This window comes from Paraconexibacter sp. AEG42_29 (assembly GCF_040581415.1).
Lineage (GTDB): Bacteria > Actinomycetota > Thermoleophilia > Solirubrobacterales > Solirubrobacteraceae > Paraconexibacter.
The window spans coordinates 3,054,942-3,069,503 of record NZ_CP114014.1; the positions used below are offsets into that span (position 1 = coordinate 3,054,942).

The 14,562-nt window shown below is 67.7% G+C and carries 14 protein-coding genes; 8 read left to right on the top strand and 6 right to left on the bottom strand.

Annotated features, from left to right (window positions below):
- Window positions 1–42: 42 nt before the first annotated feature.
- From DSM112329_RS14910 to DSM112329_RS14925, 4 genes are all read left to right on the top strand, one after another.
- Window positions 43–1,260: a hypothetical protein gene (locus tag DSM112329_RS14910; RefSeq protein ID WP_354697341.1), complete on the top strand. Its 1,218-nt coding sequence runs from the start codon at window positions 43–45 to the stop codon at window positions 1,258–1,260.
- 106 nt (window positions 1,261–1,366) lie between these two features.
- Entirely contained in the window at window positions 1,367–1,909 is a 543-nt protein-coding gene (locus DSM112329_RS14915; RefSeq protein ID WP_354697342.1) for an RNA polymerase sigma factor, read from the top strand.
- Window positions 1,899–2,942 (top strand): hypothetical protein, encoded by a 1,044-nt coding sequence (locus DSM112329_RS14920; protein WP_354697343.1) that lies wholly within the window; start codon window positions 1,899–1,901, stop codon window positions 2,940–2,942. Before DSM112329_RS14915 ends, DSM112329_RS14920 begins: the two co-directional genes overlap by 11 nt.
- Before the next feature lie 243 nt (window positions 2,943–3,185).
- Window positions 3,186–4,601, top strand: a complete 1,416-nt coding sequence (locus tag DSM112329_RS14925; protein ID WP_354697344.1) for an AAA family ATPase — start codon at window positions 3,186–3,188, stop codon at window positions 4,599–4,601.
- Between the two features lie 244 nt (window positions 4,602–4,845).
- Here DSM112329_RS14925 and DSM112329_RS14930 read toward each other — a convergent pair whose 3' ends face one another.
- Complete coding sequence (locus DSM112329_RS14930; RefSeq protein WP_354697345.1) at window positions 4,846–6,123, bottom strand: hypothetical protein; 1,278 nt, start codon at window positions 6,121–6,123, stop codon at window positions 4,846–4,848.
- A gap of 545 nt (window positions 6,124–6,668) precedes the next feature.
- On the opposite strand from DSM112329_RS14930, the gene DSM112329_RS14935 reads away from it, so the two are divergent.
- On the top strand, window positions 6,669–7,436 hold the full coding sequence (locus tag DSM112329_RS14935; RefSeq protein WP_354697346.1) for a hypothetical protein: 768 nt from the start codon (window positions 6,669–6,671) through the stop codon (window positions 7,434–7,436).
- A gap of 95 nt (window positions 7,437–7,531) precedes the next feature.
- Window positions 7,532–8,521, top strand: a complete 990-nt coding sequence (locus DSM112329_RS14940; RefSeq protein ID WP_354697347.1) for a hypothetical protein — start codon at window positions 7,532–7,534, stop codon at window positions 8,519–8,521.
- A 276-nt stretch (window positions 8,522–8,797) separates the two neighbouring features.
- On the opposite strand, the gene DSM112329_RS14945 is transcribed toward DSM112329_RS14940, so the two are convergent.
- Window positions 8,798–9,973: a hypothetical protein gene (locus DSM112329_RS14945; protein WP_354697348.1), complete on the bottom strand. Its 1,176-nt coding sequence runs from the start codon at window positions 9,971–9,973 to the stop codon at window positions 8,798–8,800.
- A gap of 236 nt (window positions 9,974–10,209) precedes the next feature.
- Between DSM112329_RS14945 and DSM112329_RS14950 the strand changes: the two genes are divergently transcribed.
- Window positions 10,210–10,371 (top strand): hypothetical protein, encoded by a 162-nt coding sequence (locus DSM112329_RS14950; RefSeq protein ID WP_354697349.1) that lies wholly within the window; start codon window positions 10,210–10,212, stop codon window positions 10,369–10,371.
- Window positions 10,372–10,507: 136 nt separating this feature from the next.
- Here DSM112329_RS14950 and DSM112329_RS14955 read toward each other — a convergent pair whose 3' ends face one another.
- The 4 genes from DSM112329_RS14955 to DSM112329_RS14970 form a co-directional block, all read right to left on the bottom strand.
- Window positions 10,508–10,861 carry a hypothetical protein gene (locus DSM112329_RS14955; protein ID WP_354697350.1) on the bottom strand — a complete coding sequence of 118 codons (354 nt, stop codon included), beginning with the start codon at window positions 10,859–10,861 and terminating at the stop codon, window positions 10,508–10,510.
- 247 nt (window positions 10,862–11,108) lie between these two features.
- Window positions 11,109–12,371 (bottom strand): hypothetical protein, encoded by a 1,263-nt coding sequence (locus DSM112329_RS14960; RefSeq protein ID WP_354697351.1) that lies wholly within the window; start codon window positions 12,369–12,371, stop codon window positions 11,109–11,111.
- A gap of 161 nt (window positions 12,372–12,532) precedes the next feature.
- Window positions 12,533–13,018: a hypothetical protein gene (locus tag DSM112329_RS14965; RefSeq protein WP_354697352.1), complete on the bottom strand. Its 486-nt coding sequence runs from the start codon at window positions 13,016–13,018 to the stop codon at window positions 12,533–12,535.
- A gap of 245 nt (window positions 13,019–13,263) precedes the next feature.
- Window positions 13,264–13,656: a hypothetical protein gene (locus DSM112329_RS14970; protein WP_354697353.1), complete on the bottom strand. Its 393-nt coding sequence runs from the start codon at window positions 13,654–13,656 to the stop codon at window positions 13,264–13,266.
- A gap of 105 nt (window positions 13,657–13,761) precedes the next feature.
- On the opposite strand from DSM112329_RS14970, the gene DSM112329_RS14975 reads away from it, so the two are divergent.
- Window positions 13,762–14,526, top strand: coding sequence for a DUF6193 family natural product biosynthesis protein (locus tag DSM112329_RS14975; protein WP_354697354.1), 765 nt, complete (start codon window positions 13,762–13,764; stop codon window positions 14,524–14,526).
- Window positions 14,527–14,562 lie beyond the last annotated feature (36 nt).

The following is a 14,562-nucleotide window of genomic DNA, read 5'->3' on the forward strand; positions in this document are numbered from 1 at the left end:
GACCAGCTCGCTGACGCAAACCCCATCGACGCCTGTCAGGCGGTGGTGTCCGACGAGGTGCGCACCCGGGCCCTGACCCAACCGGGCCCGCCAGAACACCATGACTCCCGGTCGGGCCGGCGCCGCTGGATCGCCGGAGCGGCAGTCGCCACCGTGACCGCGGCGGCGGCAGTCATCGCCATCGGGAGCGCCGGCGACGGCGGCCCGCGACTCCCGGGACTTGCCGACCGCGCCTACGCCGCGACGACCGGCCCCGGGGTCCGGCACTGGCGGACCGATATCACGCAAAGCCGCTCGCGTCAGCCCGCTCGCGCGGAGGGATGGTCGGCCGGCTCAATTACCCACGTGGTCCTGTCGGCGGGCCGCACGGTGGCCACGTTGCGGCCCGAGCTTGAGCTACGCACCGCCGGCGGCCGCACCCAGTCGCTCTCGCCAGGTGACAACACAATCACCGAGCGCAAGGCGGCCGACGGACCGGGCGCCGACGTCTCGCAGCCATTTGAAGACCCGATGGCCGCCTTCCGCGCCGCGCACCAGGACGGACGACTCGTGCAGGCCGGGCCACGCACGTACCGCGTTCGCGAAGCCGCTGCGCCAGGACGACAGTTCGTGGATACCGCCAGCACCCGTGTGCTGACCTACGAGATCGACCCCCGAACTGCCCTCCCGCGGCGCCTGGTCATCCGGTACAAGCCGCGACCAGGCGCCGGTGCCGCGGCCCGGCGCGCGGCCGAGAACGTCGTGACCTACTCCTTCACCGTCTATGAGCGCCTGCCCGCAACCGCGGCGAATCTCGCCCGTCTGGCGCTACCCGCGAATGCCGGCAAGGGCCCGCCGCTGATCGACGCCCGCCCGCATTTCGCGGTCCTGCGCAGCGAACGCCGGCTGAACCCCCGCGAGCGGCGGCTCGCACGAGGGCTCGCCACCGGCTTTGGCCGGCAGTCCGCCAGGACGACGCTCAACCGAGCACTCGACGTGGACGCCGCACGCAGGGCCCGCGCCGGGGTGATCCTCATTCCAGGCGCAGACTCCGTCTGCATGATGATCAAGGGCGGCGGCACCTGCAGCCCAACCGAGACCGTCCTGCGCACAGGCCTTGCGTTGAGCGGCACCCGCATCCAGGGCATGGTCGTCGCCGTTCCCGACGGGGTGCGCAAGCTTCGCGCGCGGCTGCCCCGCCACCCGTGGCGGACCTTCGCCGTCCGCGACAACATCGCAACGCTGCCAAACGGCGGATACCGCTACCGGCTCGTCCACTAGAGACGACGGCCAAATCACGACAACTACCCGCGCGGCGGATCGCGCCGTGCGCCCGCGAGACCAAAGACGGTGTCACATCCGTACGCGGCAGTCCGTCCTATAGGTGGTGAAGCTCGACGCGGCCCTTCTGGGCGACATCTACCGGCAGGAAGCGACAAGCCTGGTCGCCGCGGTGACCCGGCAGACGCTCGACGCCGACCTTGCGCTCGACATCGTGAGCGAAGCCTTCGCCGTCGCGTTTGAGCGCCGCGCCACCTTCCGCGGCACCTCACGTGCGGAAGCCGTCGGATGGCTCTACGCCATCGCCCGCACCACCGCGACCGACCACTTCCGGCGCGGCGGCGCCGAGCGTCGCGCAGTGGTGCGGCTCGGAGTCGAACGCCCTGAGATGCACGAGGACGAACGCCGCCGAATCGAGGACCTCGCCGGTATCGCCAAGCTGCGCGCGAGCGTCGCCACCGAGCTCAGCCGGCTCCCGGGAGACCAGGGCCGCGCGGTCCAGCTACGGGTCGTCGAAGAGCTCTCCTACGCCGACATCGCCGACCAGCTTCACATCACCACCGAGGCCGCTCGTACCCGCGTGTCGCGCGGCCTCCGAGCGCTCGCCCGCGAGCTCGCACCCCTGAAGGAGCTGTCCGATGCTCTCTGACTCCGAGTTCCCCGCGATCTCCGCCATGACCGAATCGGTGATCGCCGCCATCGAACGCGCCGAAGCGTCCGAGACGGCGAGCGTCCGCGCCACCCGCAGCAGGCGTGTCCGTCGCGGCGGCCTGATCGCGCTTGCAGTTCTCGGGATAGGCACGCCCGCCGCGATCGCCGTGAAAGGAGCGCTCAGCCCAAACGCCGTCCCGGTGACCATTGCGGTGCCAGACCCCGTCACCGGCACCGTGCAGGAGGTCGACGCGACCGGCGTCGTCGTCGCCGAGGGGTTCCACGACTCCAAAGCATGGACGATCTACGCCCGCCGCTGCGAAGCCGGCGGCCTGGTCACGATCGCCGACGCTGCCGCCGTCGGCCTCCAGCGCCGCTCGCAGCCTGGAGGAATCTCCGCATGCTTCGGCGCCCGACCCAACCCAGATCGGCCCGGCACCCTCCACCCCAACGGGGCAGCGAACTTCCGCACCCGCGGACTGACCGTCCTCTACGGCTTCGTGCCTTCCGCCGCCGCCACCGTCGAGATCACAGCGACGTCCCACAAGGACCCTGCGGTCACCCGTACGTTCCCCGTCAGAGCCGAGCCGCTGCCCAACGCCGTCGTTAGGGAAGGCGACCTACTGGACGGATACAGCGTCTATCACGTCGAAACCGCCGAGGATCTCGCGATCCGGCGCGCAGACGTCAAAGACAGCGCGGGCCGCACGATCCTCATCTGCACCCCCACTGCCTGCAACCGACCGGGCAGCCCGCCGACCCCGCGACTCCCGGCACCACGCCCCGTCCCTTCGCCTCGCCCGCTCCCGGCCACCCCCCAGATCGGGAGCGGTCGCTGCTCGGCTATCGCCCGCAACACCGTTGGGCGCACCGAGATGCAAGCCGGCCGGTACGCGGTCTCGCACGGCTGCGCGCTCAGGGTCGTCCGCCGCGACGGCACCAGCCTGGAGCACTTCATGGACTTCCGCTCAACCCGCATCAACGTTGCGACCCGCAACGGCACGGTCACCGCCATCGAGTCCGTCGGGTAGGTCACGGTGACCGGCCACCATGCGACCGGTCAGCTCGTGCGATCGTGCTCCCGACAATCGGACACTCATCCACGACCTCGCTCGTGCAGCGGGTCGAGACGCCAGCGGCGAGCCGCCGTCAACTCTCTCGGTGCTCGTCCGAAGCGGTAGTGCTTTTGAGCGGCGTCAATGCCGTCTCGATGAGATCGAGAAGGATCCGTGCGCTGGGGACGGATCACAGTGTCCGCTGCAAGACTCGGACCTATGGACCTGAACGCTCCGCCATACGTGCTTACCGACCTAGCGAGAATCAACGTGCTGCTTGGTAAGAACGGGTGTGGCAAGAGCACGGTGCTCAAAGCCGCCGATGCACAAAGCGCAGCCGCGGGCGTCACCAGCCGTTACGTCACGCCCGAGCGAGGTGGATCGCTGGTATTCGATCCCAACGTCGAGAACAACATGCTCTCCGCGGCGGGGTGGCTCGGCCAGTCTCGTCGCGTCAACCGGTTTGAACAGTTTCGACAGCAGAGCTTTATCCAGTTGCGTCGGCTAGAGCTGCAGGTCCTCCGCGATCGCGAGCGCGAGGGGATCGTAGGGGATTTCGATCGGCACCTGCAGAAGCTCAACGGGCTACTAGATAACATCGAGATGCGGCGGGACGAGGGCAGCTTCCCGCTGTACTCGAGGGCGACGGGCGAGCGACTGGAACCGACGGCGATCTCGAGCGGCGAGTCTGAACTCATCTCTCTCGGCATCGAGATCTTGATGTTCGCGCAGGTAGCGTCTTCGGGCCAGAGCAACGTCTTGTTCTTAGACGAGCCCGATGTACATCTGCATCCGGATCTCCAGGTGCGCCTGATGACTTTTCTGCTTGAAGCCATCAGGGATCATCCGCTTTCGGTAGTGCTCGCCACGCACAGCACCGCGATCGTCGGCGCGTTGGCCCAAGTGGCTGACGCCCGCGTCTGCTTCATGCGGCCTCATCAGCAGGAACTTGCCTTCGATGCCATCTCGGAGGTCCACCGCCGCGTGCTTCCCGTCTTTGGTGCGCATCCGTTGTCCAACGTGTTCAACCAGGCTCCGGTCCTTCTGGTTGAAGGAGAGGACGACGTGCGCATATGGCAGCAGGCGATCCGGAGCTCCCAAGGACGCCTGAGTCTCTTCCCTGTGGCCTGCGGAAGCGTTGATGCGATGAACAGGTACGAGGTCGAGGTGGACAAGCTCATGTCGGCGGTCTACGAGAACGGCCGCGCGTACTCATTGCGAGACGGGGACGGCATCCATGGACTGATGAACCCGGAAGGGGCGGTTACACGCTTGCGACTCGACTGCCGCGCTGCAGAAAATCTCCTGCTGACCGACGAGGTGCTGGCTGCTGCTGGAGCGAGTTGGGATGACGTGAAGGCTCGCGTTGAGCAGTGGCTCGCCACGGACGTGCCGCATCCGAAGCGCGCAGCCGTACTTGCGTTCGCTGAGGCTGGTTTCGACCGACGAGAACACGACCTCAAGGACCTTCGCATGCTGCTGCTGGGTGAGATGATCGCCAGCAGCAAACCCTGGGAGGTGCTAGTCGGGCAGGCCATCGCGGGCCTCGACGCGACTAGATTGGAGGATGTCCGCTCCGCGCATTCCTTGACCGTCTACCTCGGCTCATCCATCCTGGACGCGGTGCTGGGCTGACTTTGGCCGGGTCGTTTGCGGCAGCCCAGGGCGCGGTTCGACGCCGCGAGGGCCGCGAAATCTGACCGAAATCCCCGAAGGCGCACGCTCCGACATCGACAAGTCGTGGCCCACTCGTCACGGGCCAGCTCGACCGTGCTGGAGCCAGTGTGTAAGCAGGTCGGCCGCCTTCGCTACGTCGCCTCCGACCGCACGCCTCGTCGCGGCAGCAGCGGGCTGCCCTAACTCTGTCCCTCACGCAGGGTTAGTTGTCCGTCGGCATCCCCAGGATTGCGGAGAGCTCCCAGTCCTTCATAGCCAGAAGGTCGCGGCGCTCGAAGAGAAGAGCCTCGAGAACGCGAATAACTAGGCGAATTGCAGAGTCCTCCTCGTCGTTGATCAGCTCCGGAACGGTCCCGCCGTGCACGATCTTGCTTCGTAGGCCATACAGCGTCTTGACCTGCCGGAAGATGTCGTGCCGAGCCTTCCGGTCCTCACCTAACAGGTGGGCGACGGCGGCACTCAGGCGGAAACTCAGTTCCTGCGAGACGGAAAACAACGACTCAAGAGCAATCATCGCGTCGACGAGCGTGTCCTCTGCGAGGTGGCTGGCGACCTGCTGACCAGACCGAGCCCGAGCCTGTCCGAGCCGCCTAGCGGCAGTGTCTACCCGCGTGTCCCACTCGACGACAAAGCGCTCCATCAGATCGCACACGCTCGGCAGGTCACGGACGCCAAAGCCGTGCCCGAATGGGTCGGGAGCATCGACGAGCTGGTTGCCGGGTCCGACGATGAGCGTGGCGAGCTGCACAAGCGTCACCCGAGCAGGCGGGCCGAGCTCTCCGTTGCGCTGCGACCGGCTCATCAACGCGACCCGGAACTGGCTGACGAAACGGTCGATCGCGGCTTGCGTGCGGTTGAAGTCCCGTGCATAGAAGTACTTTCCTTCCGGGACATCGATGAGGTAGAGCGGCAGGCGCGTGAAGATCGTCAGCCCGGTGAACGGCGGGGCTTCTTCATAAGGCGGCGGGATCTTGGTCCAGCAAACCCGACCAAACGCCGTGTCGCGCGAGAACCGCTTCGACATCTTCGGGCCATCGAACATGAAGCGCGCGGGAACCTGGATGGTCTGGCCGCAAGCGAGAGCGCGAGCGTCGTCAATGGTCTCCCACGCCGAACGGTCAAGGCTCTCGGCTGATGCCGGCCACCCCGCGAGGTTCATTCTCAGCCAGGGTCGTGAGACCAGGTCGAGGGCGATGTCGTCCGGTTCAAGCCCGGCGTCGACGCCGGTGCCCGTGCTTAGGAAGAAGCGGTCATAAAAGCGATCGAAGGCCCTGTCGGCGCCGACGAGCTCGACGAGCTCGCTCCATCGCGGATGCGCGCTCGCGGCGTCCGGCAGCATTCGCCACAGGTCGTCCCAGCCAGGAGACCGGTCATAGGGCGTGACTGCCGCGACAATCTCGGTGTAAGTGGCAATGAGCCGGCCGTCGACCGCTTCGGGCTGCTGTTGCTTCTTGCCGGTTTTCGTAGGTACATCGGACATGTGACCCTTTCTACGCCCCGCTCCAGACGTGAAGCTGTCACCTGGTTCGCTGGCTGTCGCACCGGCCGACTCGACCGCCGTGAGCGCCTCGCTCCGACACTCGCCGGAGGACTACGCGCCTACGACGAGCTTTCCCCGGCAACTCGATGTCGTCGACTCCCCGCTGACCGTCAGTCGCCGGCGGCCTCGGCCCAGCAGACACGACGGCGACCAACGCTCGTCTTGGTGCCGGAGGTCGTCGGCCCTGGACGACTCTTGCGCTGTGACTTGACTACCGCTTCGGGACGAGTTCCGGCTCGTTCGCCCGCTCGACCCTCACTTCTGTCAAGTCGCTCGCGATAACCCGCCGGCCTAGCGTTCGCGACCTAAGGCTCGGGCACCTGATCCGCGACTCGCCCGGACGACGGCGCAGACCGATCGAGCCGAGTCGACGCTCGGCTACCGGTGCGGCTAGTTGCAGGTACAAACGCGGAAGCCGTTGCTGCTTCAGATCCAGGCCGGAGCAAACGACGCAGCAGAACGTGGTCATCGCGAGGAGCATGTTGGTGGAGGTCCTGCGCTCGGTCTGCGCGCGTCTCGCAGTCGTCGCCGGCTCGGTCGCTGTGCGTGACCGCGGTTCGGTAGTGACCGTTACCGGGACATTGAACAACTGGCCCGTGGTCGCTGTCAGGCACGGCCACCGCATCTGGGGCGATCCGGTCCTGCTCAGGCTTGCCAGGGACCTGGCTCAGGAGCGGCCTGGCGAATACCTCGCCCCGCACCCGCTCTTGCCACAGTCCCTTCCGGGCCTTCACGCCGACGTTCCGTTCGTCGTGACCGTCGTTGATTTTTTCGATCCCGGTTCCTGGGCGGTCCGCAAGACAGTCATTCTCCCCCCGGTGCGGCTTCTAGTCGAGGCGCTCCGCAAGCGTTTTCGCCGCCGGACCGGGCGGCAGATGACCACGATCACCGGCGAGTTACGCGGGCACCCGGTGTGCGCAGTCCTCGTCGAAGACCGCGTTTGGGGCGATCACGTCCTCCTGGTCGAGTCTCGCGGCGACGCAGCCGGGATCAAGGCGCGAGCCGCGATGATCGGTGATCCCGGATGGGCCAGCGAGATTCTGTCGACGCCGTCGGGACGCGGACTGTGGCGCCAATGGCAGATCGAACACGTACTCGACCGCGCCACTTACGAGACCGCAGTTACCGCGTGGCTCCCACCCATCGCGGTCCTAGCTCCCGCGCTAGCCGACGCAGCCACGTTCTGGCCCGATTGGTGGTGGACCCTTGTGCGGGAGCGCATCCGAAGTTGCCGTCGGAGCCCACCGGCCTGACATTCCCGCGGCGGGCGCGCTTGCGCAGCCCCGGTCCGCGCATAGACCCCGCGACTCGGTGTCATGTTTGGCCCGCGATAGGCGACACTCCGCTCGTGACCGCTCCAGGCTGGGCCAGTTTTGCACCAACCGTCGTCGCCGCGATCAAAGCGGGCGACCCAAGCGCCGTCGACAAGAGCCCCACCGGCGGCATGCGATCACCGTTGAAAGGTGATGACGCATGGGTCCCCTGGGCCGCTGGTGACTACGCGAAGGGAACTGTCGGTTTCGGCGCGCCTTCGATGTCGCTTCGGGTGAGCCCGACATACGTGCTGGACGACCCGCTGGAGAACTTCATCGTAGGGCGGGACCTTGTCAGCCAGGCCTTGAACGGGCAGTGGCAGAAGGCCGAAACACACCGACTTGGATACGAGAACAGCGAAGACGCCGTCTCGTGGAACGTCTTCCGTTTGCTCCAAGAGGCCGGATTGCTCACCGCGGTCGCCTCCGCGCTCACCGAAGAGTCGTTCACAGTCGAGCCCGACCTCATCCTCTGGGGGCACCGCGTCACGCAGAACGCCGCACACGATGTGCCGGAGCTGCAAGTGGCGCTGGACACTCTCGAGCACGGGTACGCGCAGCAGACCGAACCGGACGTCATCCTCCGCGTGCCTGGCTGGGGTTGGGTGTTCATCGAGGCCAAGCTCGCTAGCCCATCCCCGAAAGTCGAGAAGCACAAGTTCGACAGCTGGGTCAAGCGGTACATCGACCCTTCGCCAACGGTCTTCGATAAGGAGGCCGTACTCGCAGCCGGCCACGCGAACGTCCACGGACAGCTTGCGCGGAACGTCGCCGTCGCATCTAGCGCCCTAATAGGAGGCGAGCGGGCGGTCGTCGTCGCACTTGTGCGCAAGAAGGACATGCCCAAGGTCGACGGGTGGGGTGCATCGATCGTCGTCTCGCACGGACCCGTGACAACCTCCTCGGCGTCATGGGAGGACTTTTACGTCCTCGCGCAAGCAGCTGCTGAACCACCCTCCTCGCTCCTCGAGTTCATGCGGGGCAAGAGTGTCGGACTGCGTCAGGCGTTCGACGTCGGTCAGTGACCAGCGAGGCGCACCGAGTGAACCCCGCGGCGCACCTTTCGGCGCCGTTGTTGCCGATTGCTGCGGACGGTGAGCAATCCCGTTAGCGGTCGAGGCCGTGGTCGGTGCAACAGCCGGTCACCAAGAAACCGAAGCCGATGTTCTCGGCCCCTTGATGGCGGCGAGAGTGCTGGTTTGGACGAGAAGAAGACGCAACGGGCCTTTGGGCGGTTGCGCAGCATCGCGGCAAGACGGACGGCTGCTCCGTGCGACGAGCAAACGTCTAGGCGCGGTCGCTCAGCGCAGCCCAGGTGGGAGACAGTTGCGGAGCGGCACGCCGCCGAGGTAGCGCGCGGTCGCGGCGGCGTCGCCTGGAAGCCCGTATGCGGCGGTCGCGAGCAAGAAGTGGCCGAACGTGTAGCCACCGATGGTCCAGACCCGAGGCGTCGTCGCAAGGACCTGGAGCAGCGCGTGCTGGGCCGGCGTGAGGTCAGAGGCCGTTGCGGGCGGTGAGGGACCGTCCGGCGGGAAGAGTTGCTCGAGCAGCACCGTCAAGAGGGTGACGGCTGCGAAGCCGTCGAGGGTGGCAAGCAGCGAGACGGCCTGCTCGATCGTCGCGGCGTCGAAGTGCTCGGCGACGACACCTAGCGTGATCCAGCCGAGCCCGAGGAGATCGCCGTCATTCCACGGGAGGTTCGAGCTGCTGAGGGCCTCGCGCTCGTCCGCGAGCATCTGCAGCAGGCGTTCCTGCGCGGCGCTGTCCGGCTGCCCTTCGGCATGGGCGATCCTGGCCGCGGCGCTCAACGCGGCGTACCGCACGACGGGATCCTGGTGCGCGCATAGATCGCCGACCTCCGCCTTGATGGCCGTAGCGCTGTTGCCGGATGCCAGCAGCCCAAGGGCGAGGAGCGCGCCCGCGAGCTCGGCCGGCTCCGGCCGGCGAGCGATCAGCCGCTCGAGGACAGGCACGGTGACGGCGGCCGCGTCCGCGAGGAAGCCCAGCGTGTGCAACGCAGCCATCCGGACGAGGGGGTCGTCGTCCTCCTCGGCCAGCGCGACGAGCCTCGGAGCCTCCTTGATCGCGGCGTCGTACACGGCGACGGCGTCGATTTTCCATTCGTCCCCGTCCTCGATCGTTTCCTGCTCATGCACCGCGTCGGACCGAGTCAGGCCCGTGCGCAGAAGGTCACCTTCCTGGAGGCCGACCGCCAGATGCGCGACGAGGCCCAGGATGCGCGGCCGGTCAGGGACGGTCGCCTCGCACGCGAGCTCGACGAGGAAGGGCAGCGCGTACGACGACGCCTCATAGCGCGTGCCCTGATGACCGATGCTCCCGTACAGGTCGTCCCGGGCCTCGTCACGGACCGCAGGGTCAGAAGAAGCCAACGCCCGGATTGACGCGGGGACGTCGCGAGCGGGACCGTACGCGTGGGTGAGGTCCTGCCATCTGATCTGATCGAGTCCCTCGAGCACGGCGACGATGGTCGCAGACGGATCCTTCGGTCGTTCGACACCGTGTGGCAGCGTGCTCCTGGTACTCGACGTCGTTCGTATCGGCCTGGGCTACCACTTCAAACGACGAGCAGTCGAACCGCGTTCGCGCTTGTCGGCCAATCGTGTCCGGGAAGCGCCACGATCGTTCTAGGGACTCGCCTTCGGACCCACGGCGCCGGTGGCTGAGTGACAGCCAGACTGGGCATCCCCAGGGCATGGACGACGAGGACGACTGGGTCGGTACCCCGCCAGAAGGGCGTGTGACGCGAGACCGCTCAGACCCGAGCTACTGGCAGCGCTCGTTCCCTGCGGTCAACGTCGCGCTCGGGTTACTCGGTGTTCTGGTCGTTGTCGTGATCGTCCTCGCGGCGACCTAGCGTCTTCAAATCGACACGGTCAAGCTAGGCGCTTGGTACCGGACCCGTCTTGCAAGCGCCGTCGACTTCCGTGAGGAGCGGGACTACCGCTCCGGACGATCTCCGACAGCGATACGAAGCCGAGCGTGCAGCGTCATCACCGCTCCCAGGCGAGTATTGAACGCCAGTCGGATTCGTTGAAGCTCCACGCCCGTAGCGCGCGCTGCGCGGCCGCCATCTCGTCTACCACCGCGCGGAGTTGATCGTGCGGCTGTGCGGGGTCGTCGCAGACCTGAACCGCCCAGAGGTCGACGTTCCCGACTCCCTCCAATATGACTTGGGCGAACTGACCAGTGGGCAGGTCGGCACGCTCGACCACGAGGTATCCGCCCGTGCTCGTCACGTAGTCGACAAGGGCGTCCAGAGAACTCGGTGTGAGGTCCGTGTACCGCTCGCCAAAGTCATCTTCAGCGCTTACCAGTCCAACTCCGCGGTCGCCAGGCGAGGCCATCGCTGAATGCTGCCGCACTCGGTAGCAAGCGACAACCTGCGCGCTGCGAAGGCGAACCCTGACCCGCTACCGCTCTGGGCGAGGAGTGGCGCGGGTCCAGCGCCCGACGTCCGCGGCTCGCGTTCCGGCAACCGTTGGCGCCGCAGGATCAGCCTGACGTCACCCAGCGTCGATTGCGTCTGCCCGCCATGGTCTCGCGATCGCTCACAACCCGAACACTGCTCACCGGTGCCCCTGGCCCGACGATTTAGGGGCGGACAAGCCTCACGCGCGGGCGCATCTTCTGCGGACCAAATGGCGTGAACGTTCGCGCGACAGGACGGTAGGTCCATCCGGCTACGACCTTCCCGCCGCCTGCGTCGAGGACGGCCGGCTCCTGGGCGTCGTCGGAAGAGATCAAGCGGCTCGTCCCAGTCGGGCGGCCGGCGGCATCCGCGCGGCGCACAAGGAAGCTGGTGGCGAGGTCGCGGCCTTCGGTGACGTGTCCGTAGAGCCAGCCCGCTCCGAACGGGGTAACGCCGATGCGTCCGGTGCCGAGGGTGAAGGGAAGCTTCACTGGCGGCCCATCTGGCGTCCCGTCGAACCTGAGCCGACGGGCTTTGAAGCCGCGTGACGCTCCAGATCCGGTCTCTGCGAACACCGTCAGCACGCGGCGTGGTCCGGCGGCGGCTGCGAGCGCGAAGGCGTTCGCGCCCCCAGGCTCTGAGACCACGCTGGTCTGGCCTTGTGCTCGGCCGTCGCTGTCCAGCGGACGCGCGTAGAGCTCGTCGTCGCCGTGCGCAAAGACCAGGAGTGCGCCGCCTTTCGGGGCGGCGAGCAGACGCAGATCAGTAGATGGCTTCTCGCCGCCGGTGGCGGCCGCGAGTGACTTGACGGCGGCCGCCGGCTCGCCGTCCGGGCGCAGCGCTTGGGAGATCAGCGACCCCTGCATCCCCTGGGCCGCGAAGGCCGCGAGCAGGAAGCGGTCGGCGCGGCGGTCGTAAGCGATACCAGGAACCGCCGCGCTCGCTGCGACGTCCGCTTCGTCCCCGGTCGAGGTGACCCGTCGCGCCTGTCCGGCAGGCTTGCCCGACGCGCCGATCGCGCGCACGAAGATCTCGCGCTTGGCCTCCCGGCAGGGAGACTCCGGCGGCCGATCTGGGCACGGCCGCTGAGGCATGTCGGTGGTGCGTCCGGACCACGCGACAAGCCACCGGCGGCGCTTTGAATCGTAGGCCGCGGCGGCCGGGTCGCCCGTCGTCCACGGACCCGAGGCGGCGTCCTCGCCGACGAGCACCGCCTTCCCCGCGGGAGCGCCGCCTGCGCTTATCCGGCGGGCGTAGACGTTGATCTGGAGGAGATCCTGGCCGCGGTACACCCCGCGGAGATAGACGCCGAGTTTTGGGCCGGCTCCAGGAGCCCCAGTAAGCACGAGGCTGCTGCCGTCCGCCGCGAGGTTCGAGGCGTGGGCGGCGGCACCGCTCGACGCGAGGAGCCCGGCCGTCAGGATCATGAGAAGGCGCCGCCGCATCAGCTGACTCTACGCGCGTGAGGGAGCGGCCCGATGCCGAGCGGCCAGGCGATCGCCCTCTGCGAGCAGGGTTCCTTCGTGGCCTCCCCCGGTCCCGCTGTCCGACCTCGCCGGCGGCATGCGGGCAGCGGCGTTGGCGCCGCTGCCCACTGCAGCTGAGCTCAGCGCAGCGCGTCGCCGAGCGAGGTGATGGTCCAGTGCCCGTCGCGCTGCTCAAGCTCGGTGCGGCCGGGTCCGGCATCCTCGAGGTCGGCCGTGCCGGGGATGTACACGTCCTTGTCGGTGATCCAGGCGCGGGTGCCCCGGACGGTCTCGCGGTGCGCTCGGACCGTGAGCAGGCGCTGCTGATCCAGCTCGTCGAGGTCGGCATAAATGGCGTCGATCATCTCGCCGCAGGATGCGAAGGGCATGTCCGTTGCCGTGCGCAGCTGCCGCACGGCGTCCCGTGTCAGGACCGAGCAGGCCATGTCCGGGGCGCCGGTGGCGATCCCGGCGAAGTAGCGGTCCACCGCCTCGCGCGGGGTCATGGCGGCATCGGTGTCGCCGCAGCCGGTGGCGGCACAGCCGGCGAAGGTCGCGCCGCAGGCGAGGAGCAGCGTCCTTGCTTGAGCGAAGTAGAGGGTGGACGAGGCCAGTCTTGTGGTCATGCCCCGAAGGCGCGACAGCCCCGGTCAGCTGCGCAGCGCCCTTCCCGCGGGTGGCCGCGCCGACGTCCAACGCGCACACGGCGGCCGTCGATCTTGTCCCGATGCGCGCCGTGTACGAGCAGACCCGCAACCAGCCGGTGCGTCAGCGCGGCGCTAACGACCACCGCCATACGTCCCCGCGCCAGCCCGATCATGCGTAGGCGCTCAGAGCATCGAGCGTGGCCGCCTCGCCCGCGGCTCCAGGTTCACACGAACTCCACGCGACCTTCCACGATCTGAATGGCGTCACCAAAACGGTCATGCAGGATCTGCCGAGCAGCATCGGTCACCGGGTCGAGCATGACCTCGACGAAGTTGCCGATGACATCAACGCTGATCGCGGACAGGAAAGACCCGACGTGGTCGAGGGCCGAGTCGAGGTTCGTGACCTCATGCTGGATGCGCTCCAGCTCCCGCAGGGAGCGGACGTGCTCGACGATCGTGACGTTCCGGGAGAGCCCGAGCACGGCTCTTGCCTCGGCGGCGTGCTGGTAGGGCTCGCTGGTGTACGCGACGAACTGGCGTCGTCCGTCGAGCCAGATACCGGCGAACGTCTCCGGAGCGAGCTCCTGCAGTTGTCGGGCGTGCGGGCCGGACATCTTACGAGCCTCGCACACCGCTGGACCGGGACGCGCGGAGATGCCGGCGCCGCCGCGATGTCGCGTGAACCACAGCCAGCACGCCCTAACCCTAGGATCGGTGACATGGCGGAGTCGCAGGACGCCCAGCTGGCAGGTTTGTATGGCGACATCGTTACCGCGGGTGGACTTGGACCCGTCCTGGAAGGTGTGCTTGGCCCGGGCTTCAGCGTCACGAGAGCGGGCTTCTATGAGGCTGTTGTCCGGCGGTGCGACCCAGGACGCGAGCAGGACATCCTGAGTGGCAGGCACTGGAGAGCATCCGTCGGGGTGGCGTTACTGGAGCGTCTGTTCCACGTGGACCTCGCCCCGGCCGGGCACGGCGTCGCGCTCGCGGGCGGCTGGATGCGGAGCGAGCATGAGGCGTGGGCGCTCATCGCTTCAGCGCTCGACGCCGCTGATGTCCGTCCGATTGTCGACGGGTGCTCCGACCTGAGCTGGTCATCGAACGGTCTGGCGGTGCTGTCGGGCGACGAGACCGAGTGGTGGTGGCAGTTTCATCTTGCGGAGACGCACGATCCGTTGCCCGTGCTCGCCCCGCTGATCGCCGCAGCCGCCGCCCAGCCGCGACTGCGCCAGCTGCGTCCGTACACAAGCATGTGGTCGCTGTGCTTCTCTCGCTGCACGCGTTACCCGTTTAGCGACGAGGGCCCGTTCATCGAGGCCGGCCGCGATCCGCGGACAAACGCGACCACGTACACGGTCTCCGCGTCGCCGCAACAGGCGCGGCGACCGCGCGTGGTCCTGGCTGACCCCGTGGAAGCGGCCGCCTACGCCGCCGGCCTGGTGCCGGCGAACTCGCCGGCCGTCGCTGGCTCTGGCCCCGATTAGCGCGTCCGCGATGTGTCGCGTGCGGCGCGGCGGGCC